Annotated in this window: 20 protein-coding genes and 1 pseudogene; 14 read left to right on the top strand and 7 right to left on the bottom strand. The window is 63.3% G+C overall.

Features of this window, described 5'->3' with window-relative positions; translation table 11 throughout:
- Positions 1–150: 150 nt before the first annotated feature.
- From EJ067_RS34345 to EJ067_RS01460, 3 genes are all read left to right on the top strand, one after another.
- A complete protein-coding gene (locus EJ067_RS34345; RefSeq protein ID WP_168247357.1) occupies positions 151–309 on the top strand; it encodes a hypothetical protein in 159 nt (52 codons plus the stop codon).
- Between the two features lie 1,251 nt (positions 310–1,560).
- Complete coding sequence (locus EJ067_RS01455) at positions 1,561–1,794, top strand: hypothetical protein (protein ID WP_126084340.1); 234 nt, start codon at positions 1,561–1,563, stop codon at positions 1,792–1,794.
- Between the two features lie 251 nt (positions 1,795–2,045).
- A complete protein-coding gene (locus EJ067_RS01460) occupies positions 2,046–2,561 on the top strand; it encodes a hypothetical protein (RefSeq protein WP_126084341.1) in 516 nt (171 codons plus the stop codon).
- A gap of 118 nt (positions 2,562–2,679) precedes the next feature.
- Here the strand turns inward: EJ067_RS01460 and EJ067_RS01465 are convergent, their stop codons facing one another.
- A complete protein-coding gene (locus tag EJ067_RS01465; RefSeq protein WP_126084342.1) occupies positions 2,680–4,113 on the bottom strand; it encodes an aldehyde dehydrogenase family protein in 1,434 nt (477 codons plus the stop codon).
- A gap of 184 nt (positions 4,114–4,297) precedes the next feature.
- A complete protein-coding gene (locus tag EJ067_RS01470) occupies positions 4,298–4,765 on the bottom strand; it encodes a GNAT family N-acetyltransferase (RefSeq protein ID WP_126084343.1) in 468 nt (155 codons plus the stop codon).
- Between the two features lie 459 nt (positions 4,766–5,224).
- Between EJ067_RS01470 and EJ067_RS01475 the strand changes: the two genes are divergently transcribed.
- Complete coding sequence (locus tag EJ067_RS01475) at positions 5,225–6,160, top strand: YeiH family protein (protein WP_245468381.1); 936 nt, start codon at positions 5,225–5,227, stop codon at positions 6,158–6,160.
- Here the strand turns inward: EJ067_RS01475 and EJ067_RS01480 are convergent.
- The gene (locus tag EJ067_RS01480; protein ID WP_126084344.1) at positions 6,157–6,654 is read right to left on the bottom strand and encodes a GAF domain-containing protein; all 498 of its coding nucleotides are present in this window, start codon (positions 6,652–6,654) and stop codon (positions 6,157–6,159) included. The genes EJ067_RS01475 and EJ067_RS01480 overlap by 4 nt on opposite strands.
- A 148-nt stretch (positions 6,655–6,802) precedes the next feature.
- On the opposite strand from EJ067_RS01480, the gene EJ067_RS01485 reads away from it, so the two are divergent.
- From EJ067_RS01485 to EJ067_RS01515, 6 genes are all read left to right on the top strand, one after another.
- The gene (locus EJ067_RS01485; protein WP_245468130.1) at positions 6,803–7,174 is read left to right on the top strand and encodes an NUDIX domain-containing protein; all 372 of its coding nucleotides are present in this window, start codon (positions 6,803–6,805) and stop codon (positions 7,172–7,174) included.
- Positions 7,171–8,139 (top strand): GlxA family transcriptional regulator, encoded by a 969-nt coding sequence (locus EJ067_RS01490; RefSeq protein ID WP_126084345.1) that lies wholly within the window; start codon positions 7,171–7,173, stop codon positions 8,137–8,139. Before EJ067_RS01485 ends, EJ067_RS01490 begins: the two co-directional genes overlap by 4 nt.
- Before the next feature lie 324 nt (positions 8,140–8,463).
- Positions 8,464–9,768, top strand: a complete 1,305-nt coding sequence (locus tag EJ067_RS01495; RefSeq protein ID WP_126084346.1) for a Xaa-Pro peptidase family protein — start codon at positions 8,464–8,466, stop codon at positions 9,766–9,768.
- Positions 9,769–10,036: 268 nt separating this feature from the next.
- Positions 10,037–10,714, top strand: a complete 678-nt coding sequence (locus EJ067_RS01505) for an isochorismatase family protein (RefSeq protein WP_126084347.1) — start codon at positions 10,037–10,039, stop codon at positions 10,712–10,714.
- 5 nt (positions 10,715–10,719) lie between these two features.
- Positions 10,720–11,682, top strand: coding sequence for an alpha/beta hydrolase (locus tag EJ067_RS01510; RefSeq protein WP_126084348.1), 963 nt, complete (start codon positions 10,720–10,722; stop codon positions 11,680–11,682).
- Between the two features lie 250 nt (positions 11,683–11,932).
- Positions 11,933–13,573, top strand: a complete 1,641-nt coding sequence (locus tag EJ067_RS01515) for an ABC transporter substrate-binding protein (protein ID WP_126084349.1) — start codon at positions 11,933–11,935, stop codon at positions 13,571–13,573.
- Positions 13,574–13,648: 75 nt separating this feature from the next.
- Here the strand turns inward: EJ067_RS01515 and EJ067_RS01520 are convergent, their stop codons facing one another.
- Entirely contained in the window at positions 13,649–14,728 is a 1,080-nt protein-coding gene (locus tag EJ067_RS01520) for a LacI family DNA-binding transcriptional regulator (RefSeq protein ID WP_126084350.1), read from the bottom strand.
- A 190-nt stretch (positions 14,729–14,918) separates the two neighbouring features.
- Between EJ067_RS01520 and EJ067_RS01525 the strand changes: the two genes are divergently transcribed.
- From EJ067_RS01525 to EJ067_RS01540, 4 genes and pseudogenes are all read left to right on the top strand, one after another.
- Positions 14,919–15,755, top strand: a complete 837-nt coding sequence (locus EJ067_RS01525; protein WP_126084351.1) for an ABC transporter substrate-binding protein — start codon at positions 14,919–14,921, stop codon at positions 15,753–15,755.
- Between the two features lie 167 nt (positions 15,756–15,922).
- The gene (locus EJ067_RS35615; protein WP_126084352.1) at positions 15,923–17,446 is read left to right on the top strand and encodes an amino acid ABC transporter permease/ATP-binding protein; all 1,524 of its coding nucleotides are present in this window, start codon (positions 15,923–15,925) and stop codon (positions 17,444–17,446) included.
- A gap of 72 nt (positions 17,447–17,518) precedes the next feature.
- Positions 17,519–18,643, top strand: coding sequence for an FAD-binding oxidoreductase (locus EJ067_RS01535; protein WP_126084353.1), 1,125 nt, complete (start codon positions 17,519–17,521; stop codon positions 18,641–18,643).
- A gap of 105 nt (positions 18,644–18,748) precedes the next feature.
- Positions 18,749–20,434 (top strand): annotated as a pseudogene (locus EJ067_RS01540) (hypothetical protein).
- 26 nt (positions 20,435–20,460) lie between these two features.
- On the opposite strand, the gene EJ067_RS01545 reads toward EJ067_RS01540, so the two are convergent.
- From EJ067_RS01545 to EJ067_RS01555, 3 genes are read right to left on the bottom strand one after another with little or no spacing between them, the layout of a single operon-like run.
- Positions 20,461–21,324 carry a hypothetical protein gene (locus tag EJ067_RS01545; RefSeq protein WP_126084354.1) on the bottom strand — a complete coding sequence of 288 codons (864 nt, stop codon included), beginning with the start codon at positions 21,322–21,324 and terminating at the stop codon, positions 20,461–20,463.
- Between the two features lie 12 nt (positions 21,325–21,336).
- Positions 21,337–22,098: a glycerophosphoryl diester phosphodiesterase membrane domain-containing protein gene (locus EJ067_RS01550; RefSeq protein ID WP_189510301.1), complete on the bottom strand. Its 762-nt coding sequence runs from the start codon at positions 22,096–22,098 to the stop codon at positions 21,337–21,339.
- A gap of 24 nt (positions 22,099–22,122) precedes the next feature.
- Positions 22,123–22,914: a hypothetical protein gene (locus tag EJ067_RS01555; protein ID WP_126084356.1), complete on the bottom strand. Its 792-nt coding sequence runs from the start codon at positions 22,912–22,914 to the stop codon at positions 22,123–22,125.
- Between the last annotated feature and the right edge of the window lie 60 nt (positions 22,915–22,974).

Here is a 22,974-nt window from a genome sequence, read left to right on the forward strand (position 1 = left end):
CAGGAACAGCCAGCAATGGTTGATTCAACCCTTACCACACGGGCCTACCGACACGCTTTCCTGATCGTTAGACTTTGATGGATCGGAGGGATTCACATCTCACCAGAACTGATCTAGTCTTGCCACTCGAAGAAATCGCAGGTGGCAACCATGGAAGCGATGTTCGATGACCTCACGGCGGCCCTCAAAGAGCCCCGTATAGATGTATCTGCTACTGCCCGCGCTTATGCCCTGGATCTCGCCAGCAAGCTCTTCCTGGGCATTGCTATTGGCGTTGGCATCGGCATTGGGCTGGCGATCGCCGGTTAGCTCCTCGGGAAGGCCTACCTCAACTGTCCGCTTGCTAGAACCTACCGCTTTTGGTCTTCCCATTGGTGTAGGTATCGCGCTGAGCTACCTCCTATATTAGCAATAGCCTTACATACAGAGACGGACGTATCATCAGGCGTTTTTCAGGCGCGTGGGGAGGAGTTTGCAGTGCGCACAATTCTGGCTCTGGCCGCACTCACAACCTGTTTCGCTCTCTGGGATCGATTTGCGAACGACGGGATCTACAGCGCCACTCTGCAACGAAACATATTCGGTAAAGTGCTTTCTGGGTGATTAGCCTTACCGGCTTGGGTTTTGCAGTCAGCACGCCATCGCTCTCGGCGCGATGCTCCCTTGTTTCATCTTGGAACGGGAATGCTGGCATCCAGCTTGCACCGAAGATGTCGCCGGTACTCTCCTGGGGCCGGCAGCTCGCCGGGCTTGAAGGTTGTTGTTGGGGGCCTCGCCCGGCGGGTTTGCCATTACATCAGCGCCTGCTTGGAACGAGGTAGGAACTTAATTGCCTCGCGATGAGCTTTGAGGGAGGTTCCTATGCCATGGCCCTTGGTCGGGATCGCGCTGGTAGCGAAGTATACGGGCCCTCATGCCCTTAGGCACTGGTTCGCGACACGGTGAATCAATAGCAAGGCCGAGGGCGGTCTGGAATTGTCACGAAAACGGTGCGGGCGCGCATAGGGCATTCCAGCGTCCAGAAAAATTATCACGTGAATTCAGTTGCATAGAATATGACGTTTGCCGGATTGTGTCGGCTGGCTTCGCCTATGCGATCATATATTAGCGAATTAACGAATCGTAGACCGCGCTGTCCTATTCTGGGACAGCGCGGACACTACCCATCGGCCGCGCAGGCGGCTCCGGCTCCCAGGCGCCCTACCCCTAGTCGGAGCCGCCACTTTGTACATACCAGTAAAGGTTGAATCAACCCTTACCAAGCATCGTTAATGGTGCATTCCGTCGATTGCTAGATTTCGAAGTATCGACGAACAGAGCAATATTCGTAACGCCGGTGAAATCGTCATCCGGTCTGGTTTGCCGTGCTCGGCCACGATTTATTTCCGCCTCCCACGACATTGGTTACCTCCCGCTGGAGGGCTCATCGCTCATATTAGCAATCAACGATATATTAACGGCTGAGGCGCAGCCTTTCCGGATCGGGGACGAGAACCGCCCCCTGATCGACGATCCGGCGCTTCATGTGCCGAGACGTTCGACCGATGCGGAGCAAAACGCATGAGTGTCGAAACAGCGCTGGCGCAGCTGTTGCGCATGCTTCACCGTCGAGCCTTGAATCTGGCAAGCCTGCCGGACGATGAGAGAGACCCGCACTACGACCGCATCCGCCGCTCCTGCTGCGGAGCAGCCGAACATATCGGCCAGAGCCCCGACAATGCAGCCATCACGGCCAACAGCATGGTCGAGTTTACCCGGGCAATGGTCGGCATCATCGAGGCAAGGCGCGGGTAAGACGGCGGAGCGCCGACTGGACGCTGTTGACCGTTCGCAGCGTGGCGGCCGGATCCAGTCAGCATGCCGGGCACCTTCGCCTTGCAGGCGCGGTGCAAGAATGGAGCTGCCTGCCGGCTGTCCTCGCCATCATCTCATACAAGACACCACTACAGCAATTTTTCCCAAGACCTCGAACCCGCCGCGCTGCACGGTTGTGGCGGCAACGTCCAGCGTTTTGTCGCTGCTCCCTTATCCATTGGAGAAAAATCATGACGAGCACGGTTTCCCAGTTTCTCACGGCTCTTGCGTCCGACGGTCCCTCGGCCGACAGAGCGAAAGACATGGACCTTTATGGGTGGCTGATCGGAAGCTGGGAGATGGAGACGATCCACCACCTCGGCGACGGCACGATTGAGAAATGGACTGGCGAATGCCATTTCGGCTGGGTGCTCCAAGGCAGCGCTATACAGGACATCTGGATCAGGCCCAAGCGCCCTGCGCCCTCCACCATGTACGGCACGACTTTGCGTGTCTTCGATCCAGGGAGCGGCGGCTGGCACATCATCTGGAGCGATCCGCTCAACCAGGATTACTCGCGCCAGATCGGGCGGGCCGATGGCAAGGACATTGTCCAGATCGGCGATGACTCGCGCAGCCTGCAAACGCGATGGCGGTTCACCGAGATCACCGCCGACAGCTTCCACTGGATCGGCGAGGAAAGATCTGCCGACAGCGACCCCTGGCAAGTGACGTATGAGCATTTCGCTCGCCGAACAAATTCCTGAACAGTCGGCTGTGAGTTCGTTGGAACGGCTCAAAATGATAAGGACGCGGTCTCGACCGCGCCCTTGTTAAACCGAATACTGCCGACGGTTGGCGTCCACTCTAACTGACGCTTGAGGTCTACTCAGCAGCCTCGTACCCCGCGATGCCCTTGATCTCCAGAAAATCCTCGAGACCGTATTCGGCATATTCGCGGCCGTTGCCGGATTGCTTGTAGCCACCGAAGGGCAGGCCGGCGTCCCAGGTCGGGTAGTTGATATAGACATTGCCGGAGCGCATGCGGGCAGCGGCCTGGCGGGCCTTCTCGATGTCCTTGGCTTGGATGTAGGAGGCAAGGCCGAAGACGGTGTCGTTGGCCTGCTCGATCGCCTGCTCGACAGAGTCGTAAGGCATGATCGACAGCACCGGCCCGAAAATCTCCTCCTTCGCGATGCGCATGTCGTGCGTGACGTTGGCGAAGACGGTCGGGCGGACATAGTAGCCGCGGTTGAGCTCGGCCGGGCGGCCCGGGCCGCCGGCCACCAGGGTCGCGCCTTCGTCGATGCCGCTCTGGATCAGACCCTGAATCTTGTCGAACTGCAGTTGGCTAACGACCGGACCAAGCTTGGAGCCGGGCGCGTCGGCCGGGCCGACGGTGAATTTTTCCGCCGCCGCCTTGGCATAGCCGGCGGCCTCGTCATGCCGCTCGCGCGGCACGAACATGCGGGTCGGCGCGTTGCAGGACTGGCCGCTGTTGCCGAAGCAGCCGGCGACGCCCTTGGCGACCGCCCTTGCGAGGTCGACATCCGGGAACAGGATGTTGGCCGACTTGCCGCCAAGCTCCTGATGCACGCGCTTGACCGTATCGGCGGCCGCCTTGGCGACCAGGATGCCGGCGCGGGTCGAGCCGGTGAACGACATCATGTCGACATCCGGATGGCTGGCCAGCGCCTGGCCGACGGTCGGGCCGTCACCATTGACGAGGTTGAAGACGCCCTTCGGCACACCGGCTTCGTCGATAATCTCGGCGAAGACGATGGCGTCGAGCGGCGCGATCTCGGACGGCTTCAGCACCATGGTGCAGCCGGCGGCGAGAGCCGGACCGACCTTGCAGGTGATCTGGTTGAGCGGCCAGTTCCACGGCGTGATCAGGCCGACGACACCGATCGGCTCTTTGACGATCAGCGACGAGCCTTTGACGCAGCGGAACTGAAAGGTCTTCAGCACCTCGGCCATCTTCTCCAGATGCGCCTGGCCGACGCCGACCTGGCTGTCCAGCGCCATCTGGCGCGGCGCGCCCATCTCGCGCGAGACGGCGAGCGCGAGGTCCTTGCTGCGCTTCTTGTAGACCTCGATGACGCGGTTGAGGATATCGAGACGTTCCTCGACTTCAGTGATGCCGAAGGTGGCGAAGGCGCGCCTGGCAGCGGCCACCGCCTTGTCGACATCGGCTTTTCTGCCCATCGAAATCTGCGCGAACGCGTCCTCGGTGGAGGGATCGATGACGTCGAAAGTGTTCGGCACCACGGGGTCGACCCAAGCGCCGTCGATGTAGAACTGCAGATCGTGTGACATGCTTTCGCTCCCTGCGGGCCGCCGACTTGGTGAAGTGATCGTCGTATATCGTCAGAAATAACGATGCGGCAATCGCCCCGTCAAACGCAAGCGGAGGTGATTGAGCCAGCCCGTTGAATTCCCGATGCATACCGCCCAAAAACGTGCAGCGGTTTCGGGAAAACGACATGCGCAACGACAAGACCTAAGGCGCCAACCTCTTGCTCATATAGACCGTGGTTCCGTTCATGAACGGCTCTTCGCGGTCGATCGCGTAGCCGTGGCTGCGATAGAGCAGCACATTGGCTTCGAAGGCGCCGTTGGTCAGCAGCCGAAGTTCCCAGCAGCCAGCTTCAACGGCCCTGCGCTCGGCGCTGTCGAGGAGCTTGCGCCCGATACCCCTGCCCTGCGCTTCCGGCGTCACGGCGACATTCTCGATCCAGATATGATCGTCATGCGCCATGGTTTCGATCAGGCCGACAACGCGGCCGTTCTCGATGGCGAGCTCGAACTGGTGCTCGTCCAGCGCCTTGTCGTAGTCGGCGCGCATCGGTAAGGGCTCGCGGCCAATCACCGGCACCCATTTGGCATAAGCCGTCCGCACGATGGCCTTGATGACGGCGGCATCCGCCGGCACGGCCGGCCGAAACTCGATCGAAGAAACGACAGTCATTCAAACGCTCCAAATGCAAAAAACCCGCCGATCGTTGCGATGGGCGGGGCTGGAATGGACGAACCGGGTGGCTTGCTAGCCTGCCTTTGTCCTCACGCAATCAGCTTGCCGCTCTGGTGAGCGGCGGCGTCGCTGCGGATTTGCGAAAAAGGCGAACATGGCGCGTGACGCTGGACCGGGAACCAAGACGCTGTCAAGCCGGCCGGCATCGACACGACTGGTGCATCCTATCCGGTCGCGCGGTTCAAATCGTTCGTAAAAAACGATCATTATAACTCGAATAATTCGTTGGAAAGATTGGTTTCGGAATGGCATTTCCCCGACGAGCACGCCTGGAGAATTGCATTGTCATTCCTGCCCGCCACCGCGAACGATCTTTCAAACGGCCTGAATGCGGCCGGAAGCAAGAGCCCTGCCCCGATCTGGGCCGGCGTCGTCCCGGGGATCGTGCTCGTGGCGATGATCACCAGCGTCGCCTATTCGGCGCGCAATCTCTCCGGCCTTACGCTGTTCAGCCCGATGATCCTCGCCGTCTTCGCTGGCATGGTCTACTCCAACGCGCTCGGCACGCCCGCCCATGCCAAGGCCGGCATCGCGTTTGCGCAGCGCCGGCTGTTGCGTTTCGCCATCGTTCTGCTCGGCTTCCAGCTCACGCTCGGCCAGGTGGCCGGCATAGGCTTTGGCGGCGTCGGCATCGTCGCGGTGACGCTTGGCGCTACCTTCCTCTTCACCGTCACGCTCGGCCGGCTGTTCGGCGTCGACGTCAAACTGGCGCAACTGATCGCGGCCGGCACCTCGATCTGCGGCGCCTCGGCCATCGCCGCCACCAACATCGTCACCGACGCGCGGGACGAAGATGTGACCTACGCCGTCGCCGCGATCACCCTGTTCGGCACCATCGCCATGCTCGGCTTCCCGCTGCTGGCGCCCCTGTTCGGCCTCGACCAGCATGCGTTCGGCCTGTGGGCCGGCGCCTCGATCCACGAGGTGGCGCAGGTGATCGGCGCCGGCTTCCAGAACGGCGCCCAGGCCGGCGAGACGGCGACCGTCGCCAAGCTGACGCGCGTCGCCATGCTGGCGCCGATGGTGATCGCGCTCGGCCTGATGGCGCGCCGCGGCAGCGCCGTTCGCTCCGCCGCGAAGCCGCCGATGCCGTGGTTCGTCGTCGCCTTCGTCGCGATGGTGGCGCTGAACAGCCTGGTGGCGATCCCGGCGCAAGTCCATTCGGCGATCGCCTTGGCCGCGCAGGTCATGCTGACCATGGGGCTCGCCGCCATGGGCCTTCAAGCCGACATTTCGCAGCTGCGCTCGCGCGGCCTGCGCCCGCTGATGCTGGCCTTCTCGGCCTTCCTGTTTATCGCGGCGTTCAGCCTGACGTTGGTGAAATTCGTCTAGTCTTCCAACGAACTCGCCGCGACATAGATCGCGGCCAGCTTTTCGACGCCGGCCTGGTCCTCCTTGTCGAAGCGGCCAGGCAGCGGGCTGTCGAGATCGAGCACGCCGAACACGCCGTCGGCGTCGCGCAACAGCACGACCAGCTCCGAGCGCGAGTCGGCATCGCAGGCGATGTGGCCGGGAAAATCGTGCACGTCCTTGATCAGCATCGACATGCCGAGATCGACCGCCGTGCCGCAGACGCCCTTGCCCACCGCAATCCGCACGCAGGCCGGCTTGCCCTGGAAGGGCCCCAGCACCAGCTCTTCGTCCGACTGCAGGAAGTAGAAGCCCGCCCAGTTGAGATCGGGCACCATCTGGTAGATCAGCGCCGAGGTGTTGGCGGCGTTGGCGATCGAGTCGCCCTCGCCCTCCAGCAGCGCTTTCAATTGCGTGGCCAACTCATTGTAGAAGGCCGGCTTGTTGCCCGTTTCGATGGCGGTTGCCGCAAACATCCTGGTCGTTTCTCCGTTGCAAGGGCGTTGACCCGCCCGCTACAGTCCTGCCCTCTCTGCCACCAAAGCCGCCGTCGGGAAACAGCCTATCGTGACTTCCAGCCATCCTAGGACAATAAGGGCCAGAACGATACGGATCGCCGCCGCCGTGATCCGCGATGACAGCGGCAAGCTGCTCTTGGTGCGCAAGCGCGGCACCGGCACATTCATGCAGGCCGGCGGCAAGATCGAGCCAGGCGAGGCGCCGGCCGCCGCTCTTGCGCGCGAATTGCGCGAGGAATTGGGCATCGTCGTCGATCCGGCGACGGCCTTGCATCTCGGCTCGTTCTCGGCGCCCGCCGCCAATGAGCCGGATGCCCGCGTCGAGGCCGAGCTTTTCGAACTGTCGATCGCCGGCGAACCGATCCCGGCGGCCGAGATCGAGGAGATGATCTGGCTGAGCCCGGAGCTGGCAAGCGGCATGGAACTCGCGCCGCTCACCGCCGACATCGTGCTGCCGCGCTACGGCCGCCAGCCATGAGCCAAGCAAAGCCATCGCCAGGCGAAGCGCCCCTCACCTTCGCGGTGCTGGTGTTTCCCGGCTTTCCGATGATGGCGTTTTCCTCCGTCATCGAGCCGTTGCGCGCCGCCAACATTCTTGCCAAGCGCGACTGCTACCGCTGGATGATCGTCGGTGCCGATGAGGGCACGGTCGAGGCCTCCAACGGCGTCGTGATCCAGCCCGGCTTTTCAGCGGCGGACGCGCCGAAGGTCGACCGCATCGTCGTCTGTTCCGGCGGCGATGCCGACCATGTCGTCGCCGACGAGGCAATGAGCTGGATCCGCAAGAGCCTGCGCGGCGGCGCGCATATCGGCGCCGTGGCCGATGCGGCGTTCTTCCTCGCCCGCGCCGGCCTGCTCGACGGCCATGCCTGCACCTTGCACTGGACCAGCCAGGCCGCCTTCACCGAGGCCTTTCCGGAGATCGAGCTCAGACGCGATCTCTTCGTCATCGACCGCAAGCGCTTCACCTCGGCCGGCGGCGTCGGCAGCCTCGACATGATGCTGGAAATCATCACGCGCGACTATGGCGCCGAACTCGCCGCGGGCGTCGCCGAATGGTTCGTGCACTCTCCGCTGCGGTCGAGCCTCGACCGCAAGCTGATGCCGCTGCGCCTGCGCACCGGCGTGCAGAACGAGCTGGTGCTGTCGGCCATCGCCGTCATGGAGGACGCGGTCGAGGAGCGGCTTGGCATGGCTGAACTGGCGGAACGGCTCGGCGTTTCGCCGGACAAGCTCGAGCGCAATTTCCGCGCCGAGCTCGATATCTCGCCCAACGGCTACTACCGGCGGCTCAGGCTGAAGCGGGCGGCGGACCTTCTTGCGCATTCGACGCTGATGGTGCGCGACGTGGCGCTGGCCTGCGGATTTGCCTCGATGTCGAGCTTTGCACGGGCCTTTCGCGAGGAGCACGGGCAGGCGCCGAAGGCGATGCGGCGGCATTAGCCAGCGTCGGGCGCAGCCGCCTGCTTCGTCATCCTAGGGCGAAGCGACGCGCAGCGGAGCGAAGACCCAGGGATCCATGCCGTTACTTCCGAGCTTCACAGCCGTGCAGAACTGGGAGACCGTGATTCCTGAACATTTTTTCTGCAGCGTTGTGCTTTGCGGCCAACGTCACGGCATGGATCCTAGGGTCTACGCGCGTCGCTTCGCTCCTTGCTCGGCCCTAGGATGACGAAGGGAACGGCGCGGCGCCCGGCACAACATCTGCGGAATACCGCACAAGCTCAAAACCCGGCCCGGCTATGTTCGCACGAACAGGAGGCACCCATGAGCATCGTTGTTTTCGATCCGGACAGCACCGAGGATGTGGACTTCAAGGACCGCATGCGCCATCCGGCCGCGGCCGATCCGGCCGGCGGCATGTGGCTTTCCGACACCGAGCCGTCCTTCATCGACGCAGATGCACTCCGTAAGGGTCGCCTTACCAAGCTGCGCGCCTGGATGCGCGAGGCGGGCTATGGCGGCGTCGTTTTGTTCGATCCCTACAACCAGCGCTACGCCACCGGCTCGCGCAACATGTTCGGCTATTTCCTGCGCAACTCGACCCGCTACTTCTTCATCCCGACCGAAGGGCCGGTCGTACTGTTCGAATATCCGCAGAGCTACCATGTCTCCATGGTGCTCGACACGATCGACGAGGCGCGGCCTTCGAAACTGGTCTGGTCGTCGGTCTCCGGCCGCGACGACGAGACCGCGGGACCGTTCGCCGACGAGATCATCGAGCTTCTGAAGAAGCATGGCGGCGGCTCGATGAAGCTCGGGCTCGACCGCTGCAGCCATCTGCAGGCGCTGGCGCTGGAAAAGCGCGGCTGCGAGGTAAAGGACTGCCAAGGCGAGATTCTCGCCGTGCGCGCGGTGAAGACGCCGGAGGAGGTGAAATGCCTGCAGGCTTCGATGGCGGGCGCTGAAGCCGCGGTGGCCGCCGTGCGCGAGGCTATCAAGCCCGGCGTTTCCGAGAACGAGCTCTTCGCCATCATGTATCACGAGGTGATCCGCCAGGGCGGCGAGTTCATCGAGACCCGGCTCTTGACCTCGGGTCAGCGCACCAATCCGTGGTTCAACGAGGCGAGCGGCCGCAAGATCAGGCCGGGCGAGCTGGTCGCGCTCGATACCGACACGATCGGCTGCTACGGCTATTATTCGGACTTCTCACGCACGTTCCGCTGCGGCCCGGGCAAGCCGACGCCCTACCAGAAGTCGCTCTACCGCATGGCGCATGACCAGGTGCAGCACAATATCGGGATCGTGAAGCCCGGCATGGCTTTCCGCGAGATCGCAGAGAAAGCCTGGAAGATCCCGGACCGCTTCGTCGACCAACGCTACACCTCGGTCATGCACGGCGTCGGCATGCATGGCGAGACGCCGTTCATCGCGCATTCGATGGATTACGAGACCTATGGCCGCGACGGCATTATCGTGCCGGACATGGTGGTGAGCGTGGAAAGCTATATCGGCGAGAAAGGCGGCCGCGAGGGCGTCAAGCTGGAGGACGAAATCCTGATCACCGAGACGGGAACCGAGCTGCTTTCGCGGTTTCCTTATGAAGACGAGTTTCTGGAGCCGCAGGTTTGAATCGGGTACGCAGTATTTGGTTCGGCGCGATGTCACAGAGTTTCGAAACTGGCCACGGCAACCGCGCCTTCGTCATCCTAGGGCGCAGCAAGGAGCGTAGCGACGCAGCGCAGACCCTAGGATCCATGCCGTTCCATCTCCGCTTCGCCACGGTGCGGAATTCTGTTAGGCAGCGATCGACGATCACGGTAACGGCATGGATTCCAGGGTCTTCGCGACGCCGCCTCGCGGCTGCTTCGCCCTGGAATGACGAAGTCTGAGAAACCGCATGAAAAATCCCGTTTCCATCCGGCGCGGCACCGTGGCCGCGGTGTTCATCGATCTCCAGGAGGAGCATCGCAGGGACAAGCGCTATCTGGTCGAAGGGTTCGGCGACATTCTCGCCAATGTCCAGCGGCTGCAGGAGGCGGCGCGGCGCAATTTCGTGCCGCTCCACCACTGGGCCTATATCGTCGACCTCGCCGAGGCGCGGCCGTTCCACCCGATCGACGAGAGCGGCAAGTCGGCTTTCTCCGACAAGGGCGATCCGCTGACAGCAATCTGCCATGAAGTAACGCCGCAAAACGGCGAAGCCATGCTGGTCAAGCAGGAAGCGAGCGCCTTCGGCAAGAACGATTTTGGCGACAAGCTCAAGGCAGCCGGCATCGAATGGCTGGTGATCGCCGGCGTGTGGACCGAAGCCTGCATTGACGCCACGGTCAAGGACGCGGTGTCGCGCGGTTTTCGCGTGCTGCTGGTCAAGGACGCCTGCGGCAGCGCGAGTGCCGCCATGCACCAGACCGGCATCCTCAACCTCGCCAACCGGCTCTATGGCGGCGCCGTCACGAACACGCTCGACGCCTGCCGGCTGATGGCCGGGGACACGGTGAACGTTTGGCAGGTCGAAGGCTCGGTGCCGCTGCGCTTCACCTTCGAGAATGCGGCGCGGCTCTACGCAGAGCTCTGACGGCGATGGCCGGCGACCCAGCTGACCAGGGCAGCCGCGGCAAATATGCCGCCCTAGTCGATCCGGAGCTTTGGGATTACATCGACAAGGTCAATTCCTGGTACCCGTCGGAGATCGTCGCCGCACCCATCACCGAGCAGCGCGCGGTCTACGACCGGATGTGCGTCGCATTTCACCAAGGTCGCCCGGAAGGCGTGACCGCCATTGATGGCCTCGTTGCCACGACGGCGCAAGCGATCCCGGTGCGGCGCTACCGCATGGCAGACAAACCGGCGGCGACGATCGTCCTTTACTACCACGGCGGCGGCTTCGTGCTCGGCAACCTGGACAGCCATGACGACATCTGCGCCGGGATCTGCGCTGGCACCGGCTTCGAAGTGGTCTCGGCTGACTATCGCCTTGCGCCGGAGCACCTGCATCCCGCCTCCTTCGACGACGCTCTGGCGGTATTCGAATGGGTCGCGGCCACCAGTGCGCTGCCGATCGTGCTGTGCGGCGAGAGCGCCGGCGGAAACCTCGCCGCGGCGGTGGCGCAGGCGGCGCGGCACCATGCCCGCCAAGCCGTCGGCCAGGTGCTGATCTATCCCGGGCTGGGCGGCGGCGAGACGGGGCGCTCCTACGCCGAGCATGCCGAAGCGCCGCTGCTTACACTCGCCGATATCGACTTCTACCGCCGCGTCCGCTCAGCGCCAGGACAGTCGCCGGACGACCCGACCTTCTCGCCGCTCAAGGATCGCGATTTCTCCGGCCTGCCGCCGACCGTCATCGTCACCGCGGAATGCGATCCGCTGTCGTCCGACGGCGAGGCCTATCGCGACAAGATCCTCGCCGCCGGCGGCCGCGCAGTGTGGCGCGAGGAGCCCCGGCTGGTGCACAGTTTTCTGCGCGCCCGTTCGACGGTGCCGCGCGCGGCGGAGGCTTTTGCGAGAATCATCGGCGATATCGCCAGGCTGGGCGCCGGTGATTGAGCGCTAATCTCCCCCCTTGTGGGAGGTCGGCTGTTTCCGCCCCCTGCGGAACAGCGCACAAGAACTGCGGAAAACCAGACATTTCGCTGCGGAAAGCGGCCCTATCATCCCCTCGCAGGCAACGGCGCCCCGGAGGCCGTCCCCGCCCCCGCGTCTGACGGCAGCGGGGCGCCCGTTGGATTTTTGTGCGCGTCGCTGCTGCCAAGAACCGCCGCGCGGGCGACACGCACCAATGACAGAGGGAACGACGATGAAATTCATGCTGACCGACAGAAAACTGCACCCGCAAGCCAAGCCGACCGCCGACGATTTCAGGAAAGGCGCGATCAGCCGGCGCGAATATCTGGCGCTCATGGCGGGCCTCGGCGTCAGTGCCGCCGGCGCGCTGGCGCTGGGAGGGCTCGTACCCTCGCCTGCCCGCGCCGAAGAGCCGAAAAAGGGCGGCGTGCTCCGCGTCGCCATGAACGTCAAGGGTTTCAAGGACCCGCGCACCTTCGACGGCGTCGAGATGTCGAATGTCGCGCGCCACTGCAACGAATATCTGGTGCGCTGGAAAACCGACTTCAGCTTCGAGCCCTGGCTGCTCGAGAGCTGGGAGACCAGCGACGACGCCAGGACGATCACGCTTCACGTGCGCAAGGGCATCATCTGGTCGAACGGCGACGCCTTCAATGCTGACGACGTGATCCACAACCTCAACCGCTGGTGCGACGCCACGGTCGCCGGCAATTCGGTCGCGGCCCGCATGGGCGCGCTGGTCAATGCCGACACCAAGAAGCCGGTCGACGGCGGCATCCAGAAGGTCGACGACTACACCGTCAAGCTCAACCTGCCGAAGCCCGACATCTCGCTGGTCGCCGGCATGGCCGACTATCCGGCGCTGATCATGCACCGCTCCTATGAGGGCGACGGCGATCCGAAGAAGGCCCTGGCCATCACCACCGGCCCCTGCGAGCTGGTGAGCTGGGATGCCGAGACGGGCGCAGAGGTGAAGCGCAAGGACAAGCCGTGGTGGAAGGGCGAATTCCATCTCGACGGCATCAAATGGGTCGACTACGGTTCCGACCCGAACGCCATGCTGTCGGCCTTCGAGTCCGGCGAGATCGACACCGACCACGAGACCGCGTCGGACGCCGTGTCGCAGACCGAGCAGATGGGGCTCGAAAACTCCGAGATCGCCACCGGTTCGACCATCGTCGCGCGCTTCAATGTCGGCAACGCCCCCTATGACGACGTCAAGGTCCGCCGCGCCGCCCAGCTTGCCGTCGACAATGCGGCGGTGCTGAAGCTCGGACTCGACGGCAGGGGCAAGCCCGCCGACAACCACCATGTCGGCCCGATGCACCCCGAATACGCCGATATCGGCCCGGCCAAGCGCGATGTCGAGGCTGCCAAGAAGCTGCTCTCCGAGGCCGGCAAGGCCGACCACGAATATGAGCTGATCTCGGTCGACATCGAATGGCAGAAGAGCACCGCCGACGCCATCGCCGCCCAGATCCGCGAGGCCGGCCTCAAGGTCAAACGCACCGTGCTGCCGGCCGCGACCTTCTGGAACGACTGGAGCAAGTTCCCCTATTCCTGCACCGAATGGCTCGGCCGCCCGCTCGGCGTCCAGGTGCTGGCACTCGCCTACAAATCGGGCGCGGCCTGGAACGAAAGCGCCTATTCGAACAAGGAGTTCGACGAGCTTCTCGACAAGGCGCTGGCAACGCCCGACGCCGCCCAGCGCAAGGAGATCATGGCCAAGATCGAGCAGAATTTGCGCGACTCCGGCGTCATCATCCAGCCCTACTGGCGCTCGGTCTACCGCACCTACCGCAAGGGCGTGCATGGCTGCGAGCAGCACCAAGCGCTCGAGCAGCATTTCGAGAAGGTCTGGCTGGAGTCCTGATCCTCCCGGGGCCGAGCCGGCCGGTGTGGCTCAGCGGAGCCGCGCCGGCCTTTCCGCATGTTGCGTTCGATCTGGTCAGGATTGCGCCTGCCCTATCGCCTTCGGCGCCTCGCCGACCGACATCCGCTCGATGATCGTCGTCGGCAGCACGATCCTTTCAGGCGGCCGGTCATCGCCTTTCAGGCGGCGTATCAGCAGCTCCGCCACGGATTTTCCGAGCGCATAGACCGGCTGGTCGATGACGGTGATGGGCGGCGTCGTCACGCTCGTCCAGTCGGCGTCGTGGAAGGTGATCAGCGATATGTCGCGCGGAATGCCGAGGCCGCATTCGCGGATCGCCTTGAACAGATCGAGCGCCACGACACTGTCGGAGGCCAGGATCGCAGTCGGCCTGCCGTCGCTCCGAAGCAGTTGCAGGAGCGCGGCGTGCGCGCTCTGCGAGCGGCCGCTGCCGAAATGGATGTTGCGCTCCGCCCCATCGATGCCGGCTTCGCGGCAGGCATCGAGGAAGCCCAGGATGCGCTCGCGCACGGTGGAGGTGTTGATCCTCGACTGAGCGCCGCGAAAATCTCCGGACAGCACAGCGGCGGTGACATAGGCGATCCTGCGGTGCCCGGCTTGCGTCAGCATGCGCGTGGCGCGCAGCGCGGCACTGCGGTCATCGACCGTCACCGTGTCGACATCGAGCCCGGGAAGTGCCCGGTCGAGCAAGGCCAACGGGCAGGCGATCTCCTTGAGATGGGCGATGTCTCCGGACTGGGCGGGCGTCACGATCAGGCCGTCGACCTGCTTTGCCATCAAAACGCGTATCACGCTCTTCTCCGCTTCGAGCTCCTCGCCTGAATTGGCCAGGATTACGTTGATGCCCGAAAGACGCGCCGCATCGCTTATGCCGCGCACCGCCAGCGAGAAGAACGGGTTCTCGATATCGCCGACGACGACGCCGATGCTGCCTGAACGGCCGGTCGTCATGCTGCGCGCCAGCTCGTTCGGCCGGTAGTCGAGCGCCTTCGCGGCTTCGAGCACGGCGGCATGCACCGTCGTGCTCACGCGGCCATAACCGCCCAGCACGCGCGCGGCGGTCGCCTTCGAGACCTTCGCCTCGCGAGCGACGTCGCTGACGGTGACAGATGGAGTCTTGGGTGGGCGCTTCATTGTGGAAAGTCGCTTTCAAATTCGTTTGACGGATCGTCGTTGCTGTGTCTACAAATGTCAAGAGACCGGTCTCATTCACGTTTGAGACCGGTCTCACAAACAAAGAACGCCCGGAGGCGTCGATTGCAGGCCGTATCGAAATTGTTCGCTGCGTCCCCGCGCGGACCGATCTTCAGAGTGGAGAACAACCATGAGCATCAGAGGTCTTTTCACATCGAGCCGGCGGCAGCGCATCGGCTCCTTCGTCTTCGCAATAGCACTTGCCGCCTTGTCGCTGCCCAAAGCCTGGGCGGCGGACAATCCGTACAATCTCATCGATCCCAAGACGATCAGCGTCGGCACGATGGGCGACGCCAAGCCCTATTCCTTCACCACGGCCGACGGCAAGTTCACCGGCTTCGATCTCGAATTCTTCCTGAACGTGGTGGGCCGGATGGGCTTCAAGCCGGACCAGGTGACCTTCACCGGCCAGGAATTCTCGGCGCTGATGCCCTCGGTCGCCAACCAGCGCTTCGACGTCGCGGTCGCGGCGATAGGAACGACCGAGAAGCGCAAGCAGACGGTCGATTTCTCCGATGGCTATCTCGCCGGATACCTGTCGGTGCTGACGTCCGACCCCAAGATCACCGGCGCCGAGGGCCTGGCCGGCAAGCGTCTCGGCGTCGTGCAGGGCACGCTGCAGGAAATCTACGCCACCAAGAACTTCAAGAACACCGACCTGGTGAAATTCCCGGACAACAACTCGGCCATCGCCGCGCTCAACAACGGCACCGTCGACGGCCACTTCCTCGACTATGAGGCGGCCAAGCAATATGGCGAGCGCTATCCGGCCCTGAAGATCGCGATCAACATCCCGTCCTTCGACGCACCGGCGGGCTTTGTCGTGCGCAAGGGCAACGACGCCTTCCGCGAGGCGCTCGACAAGGGCATCCATGAAGCCATGCAGGACGGCACCTGGCGCGACCTCTACCAGAAATGGTTCCCCGGCTCGCCGATGCCGGAGCAATATCTCCCCAAGAAGAACTGAGCCGCACTCGGCCGCCGGCGCGAATGCCGGCGGCCCCTTCTGGCAGGCCGTATGAGATCGCGCGGGCGGCGATTGCGCCGCCGCGCTTCTAAATCAAAGAAATAAGCATGATGTCGTCCGACAACCGCGTCACACTTTTCGGCATCATGCTCCAGGCAGGTTGACGGATGGACTGGGTAGAAAACCTTCAGCGCAGCTTCTTCGACTGGGACGCGATGGCATCGGTGTTGCCGGCGCTGCTTGCCGTCGGGTTGAAGAACACCCTGATCCTCGCCGCGGCTTCGACGGTGCTTGGCATCCTTATCGGCATGATCCTTGCCGTGATGGGCATCTCGCGCTCCGCCTGGCTGCGGCTCCCGGCACGCGTCTACACCGACATCTTTCGAGGGTTGCCGGCGATCTTGACCATTCTCCTGATCGGACAAGGCTTCGCCCGCATCGGCCGCGAAATTTTCGGGCCCTCGCCCTACCCACTCGGGATCGTGGCGCTCAGCCTGATCGCCGGCGCCTATATCGGCGAGATCTTTCGCTCCGGCATCCAGAGCGTCGAAAGCGGCCAGATGGAAGCCTGCCGCGCGCTCAGCATGAGCTACGGCCAGGGCATGCGGCTGATCGTGATCCCGCAGGGCGTGCGCCGCGTGCTTCCCGCCCTGGTCAACCAGTTCATCGGCAACGTCAAGGATTCCAGCCTTGTCTACTTTCTCGGCCTGCTCGCCTCCGAGCGCGAGATATTCCGCATCGGCCAAGACCAGGCGGTCGTGACCGGCAACCTGTCGCCGCTGCTCCTGGCCGGCATGTTCTACCTCATCATCACCGTGCCGCTGACCCATGTCGTCAACCACATCGACAACCGCCTGCGGCTCGGCAAGCAGAAACCTGGCGGCGTCGTCAGCGGTCTCGTCGAGGTCGGCGAGTTGAAAGACACGGCGGGCAAGGCCTTAAGCGAGGCGGCACAGCCCGCCATCAAGGCCGGCAGCCTCGAGGTGCGCGATCTCGACATGGCCTATGGCGAGTTGCAGGTCCTGAGAAAGATCCGGCTCAAGGTCGAGCCGGGAACGGTCACCTGCGTCATCGGCCCGTCGGGCTCCGGGAAATCGACGCTGCTGCGCTGCCTCAACCGGCTGGTCGAGCCCAAGGCCGGCGACGTGTTGCTCGACGGCGAAAGCATCCTGGCGATCAAACCGGAGACGCTGCGCCGGCGCGTCGGCATGGTCTTCCAGCATTTCAACCTGTTCCCCAATCACACCGCGATCGAGAACGTCATGCTGGCGCTGACCAGGATCAAGAGCATGGCAAGCAGCAAGGCTCGGCGCCTTGCCGAGGCGCGCCTCGCGGAAGTTGGCTTGGCAGCGCGCGCGGACTACCGGCCGAGCCGCCTTTCGGGCGGCCAGCAGCAGCGCGTGGCGATCGCCCGCGCGCTGGCGATGGACCCCGAGGTCATCCTGTTCGACGAAGTGACGAGCGCGCTCGACCCCGAACTCGTCAAGGGCGTGCTGAACCTGATGGCCGATCTCGGCCGGCGCGGCATGACCATGATCGTCGTCACCCATGAGATGGGCTTTGCCCGCAAGGTGGCCGACCAGGTCGCCTTCATGGACGAAGGCCGCATCGTCGAGGTCGGCCCGCCGGCGGAGATCTTCGACAGGCCGAAGAGTCCCAGGCTCAAGCAATTCCTCGCCGAGGTGCTGTGAACGATTTTTACCGCGCCGGCCGAGCTCGGCGCATCTCCCAAAACTAAAGTCTGATCATCGAAAGCTGTATCCATGACCGATAAATCCGCCCTCAAGGTCGCCGTCATCGGCGGCGGCATCTTCGGCGTCTCCACTGCCGTTCATCTCGCCCGGCTTGGCGCGGCAACGACCATCGTCACCGACGGCCCGATCGCCAATGGCGCATCGTCGCGTTCGCTCGCCTGGCTCAACTCGGCGCGCAAGCGTTCGGCGGCCTATCACAAGCTGCGCGTGGCAGGCCTTGAGCGCTACCACGTATTCGCGGCGAAGCACGATTGCGGCGCCTGGCTGCGCCTCGAAGGCGGGCTTACCTGGGACGCCGACGATGCTTCAAACCAGATCCAGCAAATCTTCCGCCACGAACAGTCGATCGGCTACCAGACGCGCCTGCTTACGCCGGGCGATATCACCGCCGTCACGCCGGGTGTCGACGCAAGGGCCGTTTCGCCTCAAGGCGCGATCTTCAATGCCGGCGAAGGCTGGGTGGACCTGCCTTCGCTCATCGGCCTGCTGCTCGGCGAATTCCGCGACCGCGGTGGCCGCATTCTAACCGACGCCGGCTCCGCCGACGTCACGCTGGCCAATGGCCGCGTCAGTGGCGTGAAGACGGCCTCCCGCCAGACAGCCGATTGCGATGCCGTTGTCGTCGCGACGGGCCCGGCCGTCCCCGGCATGGCAGCCAAGGTCGGCAGGCGGATCGGCGACGGCACGACGCGCGCGCTGCTCGTCTTCAGCAAACCGGTCCAGCATCCGCTGCGTGCGGTGCTCAACACGCCGCGCGTCGCCATCCGGCCGACACCAAACGGCGCCTTTGCCCTCGACTCGGCCTGGTCCGAGGATGAAGTCATTCTGCGCGACGACGGCACCTATGAAGCCAAGCCGTCCACGGTTGCCGGGCTGCTCGAGGAAGCCTCGAAGGTGCTGGAGGGCAACCCGACGCTCGCGCTGGAAAGCCTTCACATGGGGCCGAAGCCAATTCCCGCGGACGGCGAGCCGGTGATCGGCCAGTTGACCGGCATTCCCGGCTATCACGTCGTCTTCAGCCATAGCGGCGCCACGCTTGGCCTGATCGCGGGAGAATTGCTGGCCGGCGAGATCGTCAGCGGCACGCCCAGTCCGTTGCTCGAGCCGTTTCGCCCCGCGCGGTTCGACAGATGAGATGGGATTGCACCGGCCGAACGCCGTTTGCCAAGTTCATGCTTTTCGGCACAGATTGTGCCAGAGGGGCCTCACGCCGGCTCGGAATGCGAGAAGCGATCAGGGATGGACCATTTCGACCTCGGCACCTATCGCCGTCCCATCTCCACAGCCTCGGCGGGAACGCAGCGCTGGTTCGATATCGGGCTGAACTGGTGCTACGGCTTCAACCACGAGGAAGGGATAAAGTGCTTCGAGAAGGCGCTGGAGACCGATCCCGGCTGCGCCTTTGTGCATTGGGGGATCGCCTATGCCGCCGGGCCTTTCTACAATCTGACCTGGAAGGAGCACGGCAAGGATGAGGCCAACCGCGCGACAAGGCGCTGCTTCGACCATGTGCAGCTCGCGCGTTCAAAGGCGGCCGGCGCCAGCGCTGTCGAGCGGCGGCTGATCGAGGCGCTGGCCGCACGTTTCCAGCAGCCGCACGGCGTGAGCGCAGCGGAATTCGAAAAATGGGACGATGCCTATGCCGCCGCGATGCGTCAGGTCTATGGTGACTTCCCCGACGACCATGACGTGATGGCGCTGACCGTCGAAGCGCTGATGATGCGCACGGTCAGGCGGCTATGGAACCTCAAGACCGGCGAGCCGGCGCCGAACTCGGATGCGCTCGAGGCGCTGGAGATCTGCGAGCGCTCGATCCGGCTTTCGGACGAATCAGGCGCCGCGCCGCATCCGGCGGCCCTGCATCTGCACATCCATCTGCTTGAGATGTCGACGCAGCCGGAGCGCGGCATGCGCTCGGCCGAGCGGCTTGGCACAATGTGCCCGGACGCCGGCCACATGAACCATATGCCTGGACACATCCATGTGCTCTGCGGCGAATATGAGAAAGCAAAGCTTGCCAGCGAGAAGGCGGTGCGCGCCAACGACCTTTACCTCGCCTATGCCGGCGAGACGACCTACTACCTGCTCGGCTGCTGCCACGACCTGCATCTGATGATGTTCACCTGCATGTTCCTCGGCCAGTACCGGCCGGCGCTGTGGGCAGCCGACAAGGTGCGCAGCCTGGTGACGCGCGACGTCGTCAGCATCGCCGACCGGCCGAAGCTGACACAGACGGTCGAAGGCTATCATGCGATGAAATCGCATGTTCAGGTGCGCTTCGGCCGCTGGCGCGAAATCATCGACGAGCCGATGAACGGCGATCCGGAACTCTATGTTCTGACCACGGCCATGCAGCATTACGCCAAGGGCGTGGCGCATGCGACGCTGCGCGAATTTGCGAACGCTAAGCGTGAGCGCGATCTATTTAGCCGGCAAATCGAAGACATCCCGCCGGAGCGGCGTTTCCTCAGCAACCCGACGCGGGCCTCGCTCGCCGTCGGCGCCGCGCTGCTCGATGGCGAGCTTGCCTACCATCAAGGGCGGCACGGCGAGGCCTACGAGCACCTGCGCCGCGCGGTCGAGCTTGATGACAACCTCTCCTACACCGAGCCGTAGGCCTGGATGCATCCGCCGCGCCACGCGCTGGCAGCACTTCTGCTCGACCAGGGCCACGCGGCGGAGGCCGAGCAGGTCTATCGCGACGATCTTGGCTTGAGCGGCGCCGTGCAGCGCTGCACCCAGCATCCCGACAATGTCTGGGCGCTGCACGGACTGGTCGAATGCCTGAAGCTGCGTGGTGAGAGCGAGGAACTGCCGGGGTTGCAGGCGAAGCTTGAGGTGGCGCTTGCCAAGGCGGATGTGGCGATCACGTCGTCGTGCCTGTGCCGGACGAATGTTGAGGTGGAGCATAGCTGCTGCCGCTAGGCCGACCAACAAGCGACATCGGGCCCCTACGAGAAGATTTCCGCCAATTTGTCGGCGCCCCCACCTTCCTTGACCCGACGCAGTTCGGCATAGGTCGTTGCGAGAATGATCGAAAGGACCGTCCAGACGATCGCCGACACCATCGCCCCCTGGAATGTGAGCAGGACTATCACCAGCGGCGAAAGGCTTTGTAGCGATACAAAGGCAAGTCCTAACTCAGTGGCCAGCCGCAGGCCTAGCAGCAGCCCAATGACGACAACCGAGATCAAGCCGAAAATCCACCAGCGATACCCTTTCGTCAGGTCGCCGCTGCGCGACATCGAAGCAACCGTCCCTAGCCCCTCCTGCACGGAAACAGGAACCGCAACCGAGATTGCCACTCCCCACACGATACACGGTACGATCAACAGCAGAAACACCGGGCCTCTCGCTTGAGGCGAATAGAATAGTTCAACCGCAGCCGACCCGGATCGCACGACAAAAAAGGCGAGGTAAATCGCGTAACCTATGCCCAACACCGGAAAAATGTGCTGGAGCGCGGTCTGAACGCAGTTTGCAACCGATGGACGATTGCCATCGATGTCGCCAGCCGCGGCCTTCGACAAAACCGCCTGGCCGACAAGGTTCGGCACAGCACCGATCAACCCCGACGCCATGCTGAAACCCAAGTTGACCGACATTGGCCAAGGGCCGCTGCCAACCGCACCCAAATGAAACGAAAGCGTGGGCCAGTAGCGGGTCGACAGATTGATCAGCGCCAGCGGCAAGGCGAAGAAGAGCGTGCCTGCTGCGATCGAGAAGATCGCGTTCCGCCGCAGGAAGGCGGCGGTATTGCCGACTACGTTGCCCAGCCGGAATTTTTCGCCTTTTCCCTGCGTTACCAACGACACAACTTGCACCTGCTAGGAGAAGATTTCCGACAGTTCGTCGGCGCCCGCACCTTCCTTGACCCGGCGCAACTCGACATAGCTGACAGTGCTGGCCACGGACGACAGCACCAGGAACGCGGCCCTCATCGTGGCCTCCGCCAACAGTCCGAACGTGACGTTCAAGGGAATGGCGACGCGGTTGATCACAAGGCCCGCCAACGCGCCCGTCACAATGAGGATCAGCCACAGTCCGAGCAGCGGCCAGCGATTTCCCTTGGTCAGGTCGCGGCTGCGGGCCATGCTGTCGAGAATGCCCCGTTTTTCCTGGATAAGGACAGGCAAGGCGACCGCCCAGCGAAGCACAAGAAGAATGCCGGGCACGATCAGCAGTAGCAGCCCGACTATGATGCCAAGAGTCGCCAGCAACGAGACGCCAAGAATCGGGAACAACAGAGCAAGCGCAACACCGAAGCAATCCGCGAAAGCCGGCTTTTCGCCACGCAAATCCACGATCGTCGCACGGATGACGGACGTTTGCAGGACGGCTGTGACAAGGAGGTAGAGTGGCAGGCCCAACAGGACGATTGTCACGTGCTCAGAGACAAAAGCCTCGAACGACAGTTGGGCCGCGCCGCTATTGACGTACCAAAGCCATGCGGCGAACCTTGGTAGGGCGTAGAATACCGCCCCCAGACCCACAAACAGGACCGGATCGCGGCCAAGTACCGCAAAGCTGTCATAGAAGACACCCCCGATCTGGAACCGATCGGGAGCACTGGGAGCAGTCGACGCCACGGAGATCCTCTCCGGTAATGTCTGTTACGAGAAGATCTCAGCCAGTTCGTCGACGCTGGTGCCTTCTTTCACTTGGCGAAGCTCCACATAGCTGACCGCGGTGGCGGTGGACATTACCGTCGACATCACGGCGGAAACCACGGCGCCGATCGCGGAGGCGACAATGCCGGACCCAAAAAGAAAGACGATGGTGCCAAGAACCGCCTCGATGACCATTGCGAGTATGAAAAGGATGACGAACAGACCGAAAAGAGACCAACGGTTGCCCTTGGCCAGCGCCCGGCTGCGCGACATCGAGCCGAAAACACCGCGACGCTCCTGCACCAGAACGGGTATGGATACCGACCAGCCAAGCCACAGGATGATGCCGGGGATCAGCAGCGCAAAGGAGGCAATGCCGGCGCCGAGGGCGACCAGAATTCCGATACCGACCGTGGGCAAAAGGCACTGAAGGGCAATCTGAACGCTGTCGCCAAAGCCGGGTTTCTTGCCGTTCAAGTCTTCGATCGTTGCCCTGACCAAGGCCGACTGCAGCAGCAGCGACAGCAGGAAATAAACAAGACCAAAGGCAAGGGTGACGAGCGAATCACGGATCACCACATTTGGGTCAGCCAGCGCCACGTTGGACGGATCGACGCCTGCCAGCTTGCTCATCCGAGCTTCATTCCAGAGCTGAAAAAGAAACGTAGGCAGCCCTGAAAACAGCAGTGCCAAGCCAACGCAAAGCCCGATGTTGCGAGTAATTACACCGAAAGTAGTGTTGAATACCCTGCCGATCTCGAATCTGCCGGGTTGTCCCAGTGTCGCAGTGGTCATGATATTTTCCCCCTGGTCACCGCGGATCCAATCGGTGACTCCAAAGTAAATTTGCCAAGA

This window comes from Mesorhizobium sp. M1D.F.Ca.ET.043.01.1.1 (assembly GCF_003952385.1).
Taxonomy (GTDB): Bacteria; Pseudomonadota; Alphaproteobacteria; order Rhizobiales; family Rhizobiaceae; genus Mesorhizobium.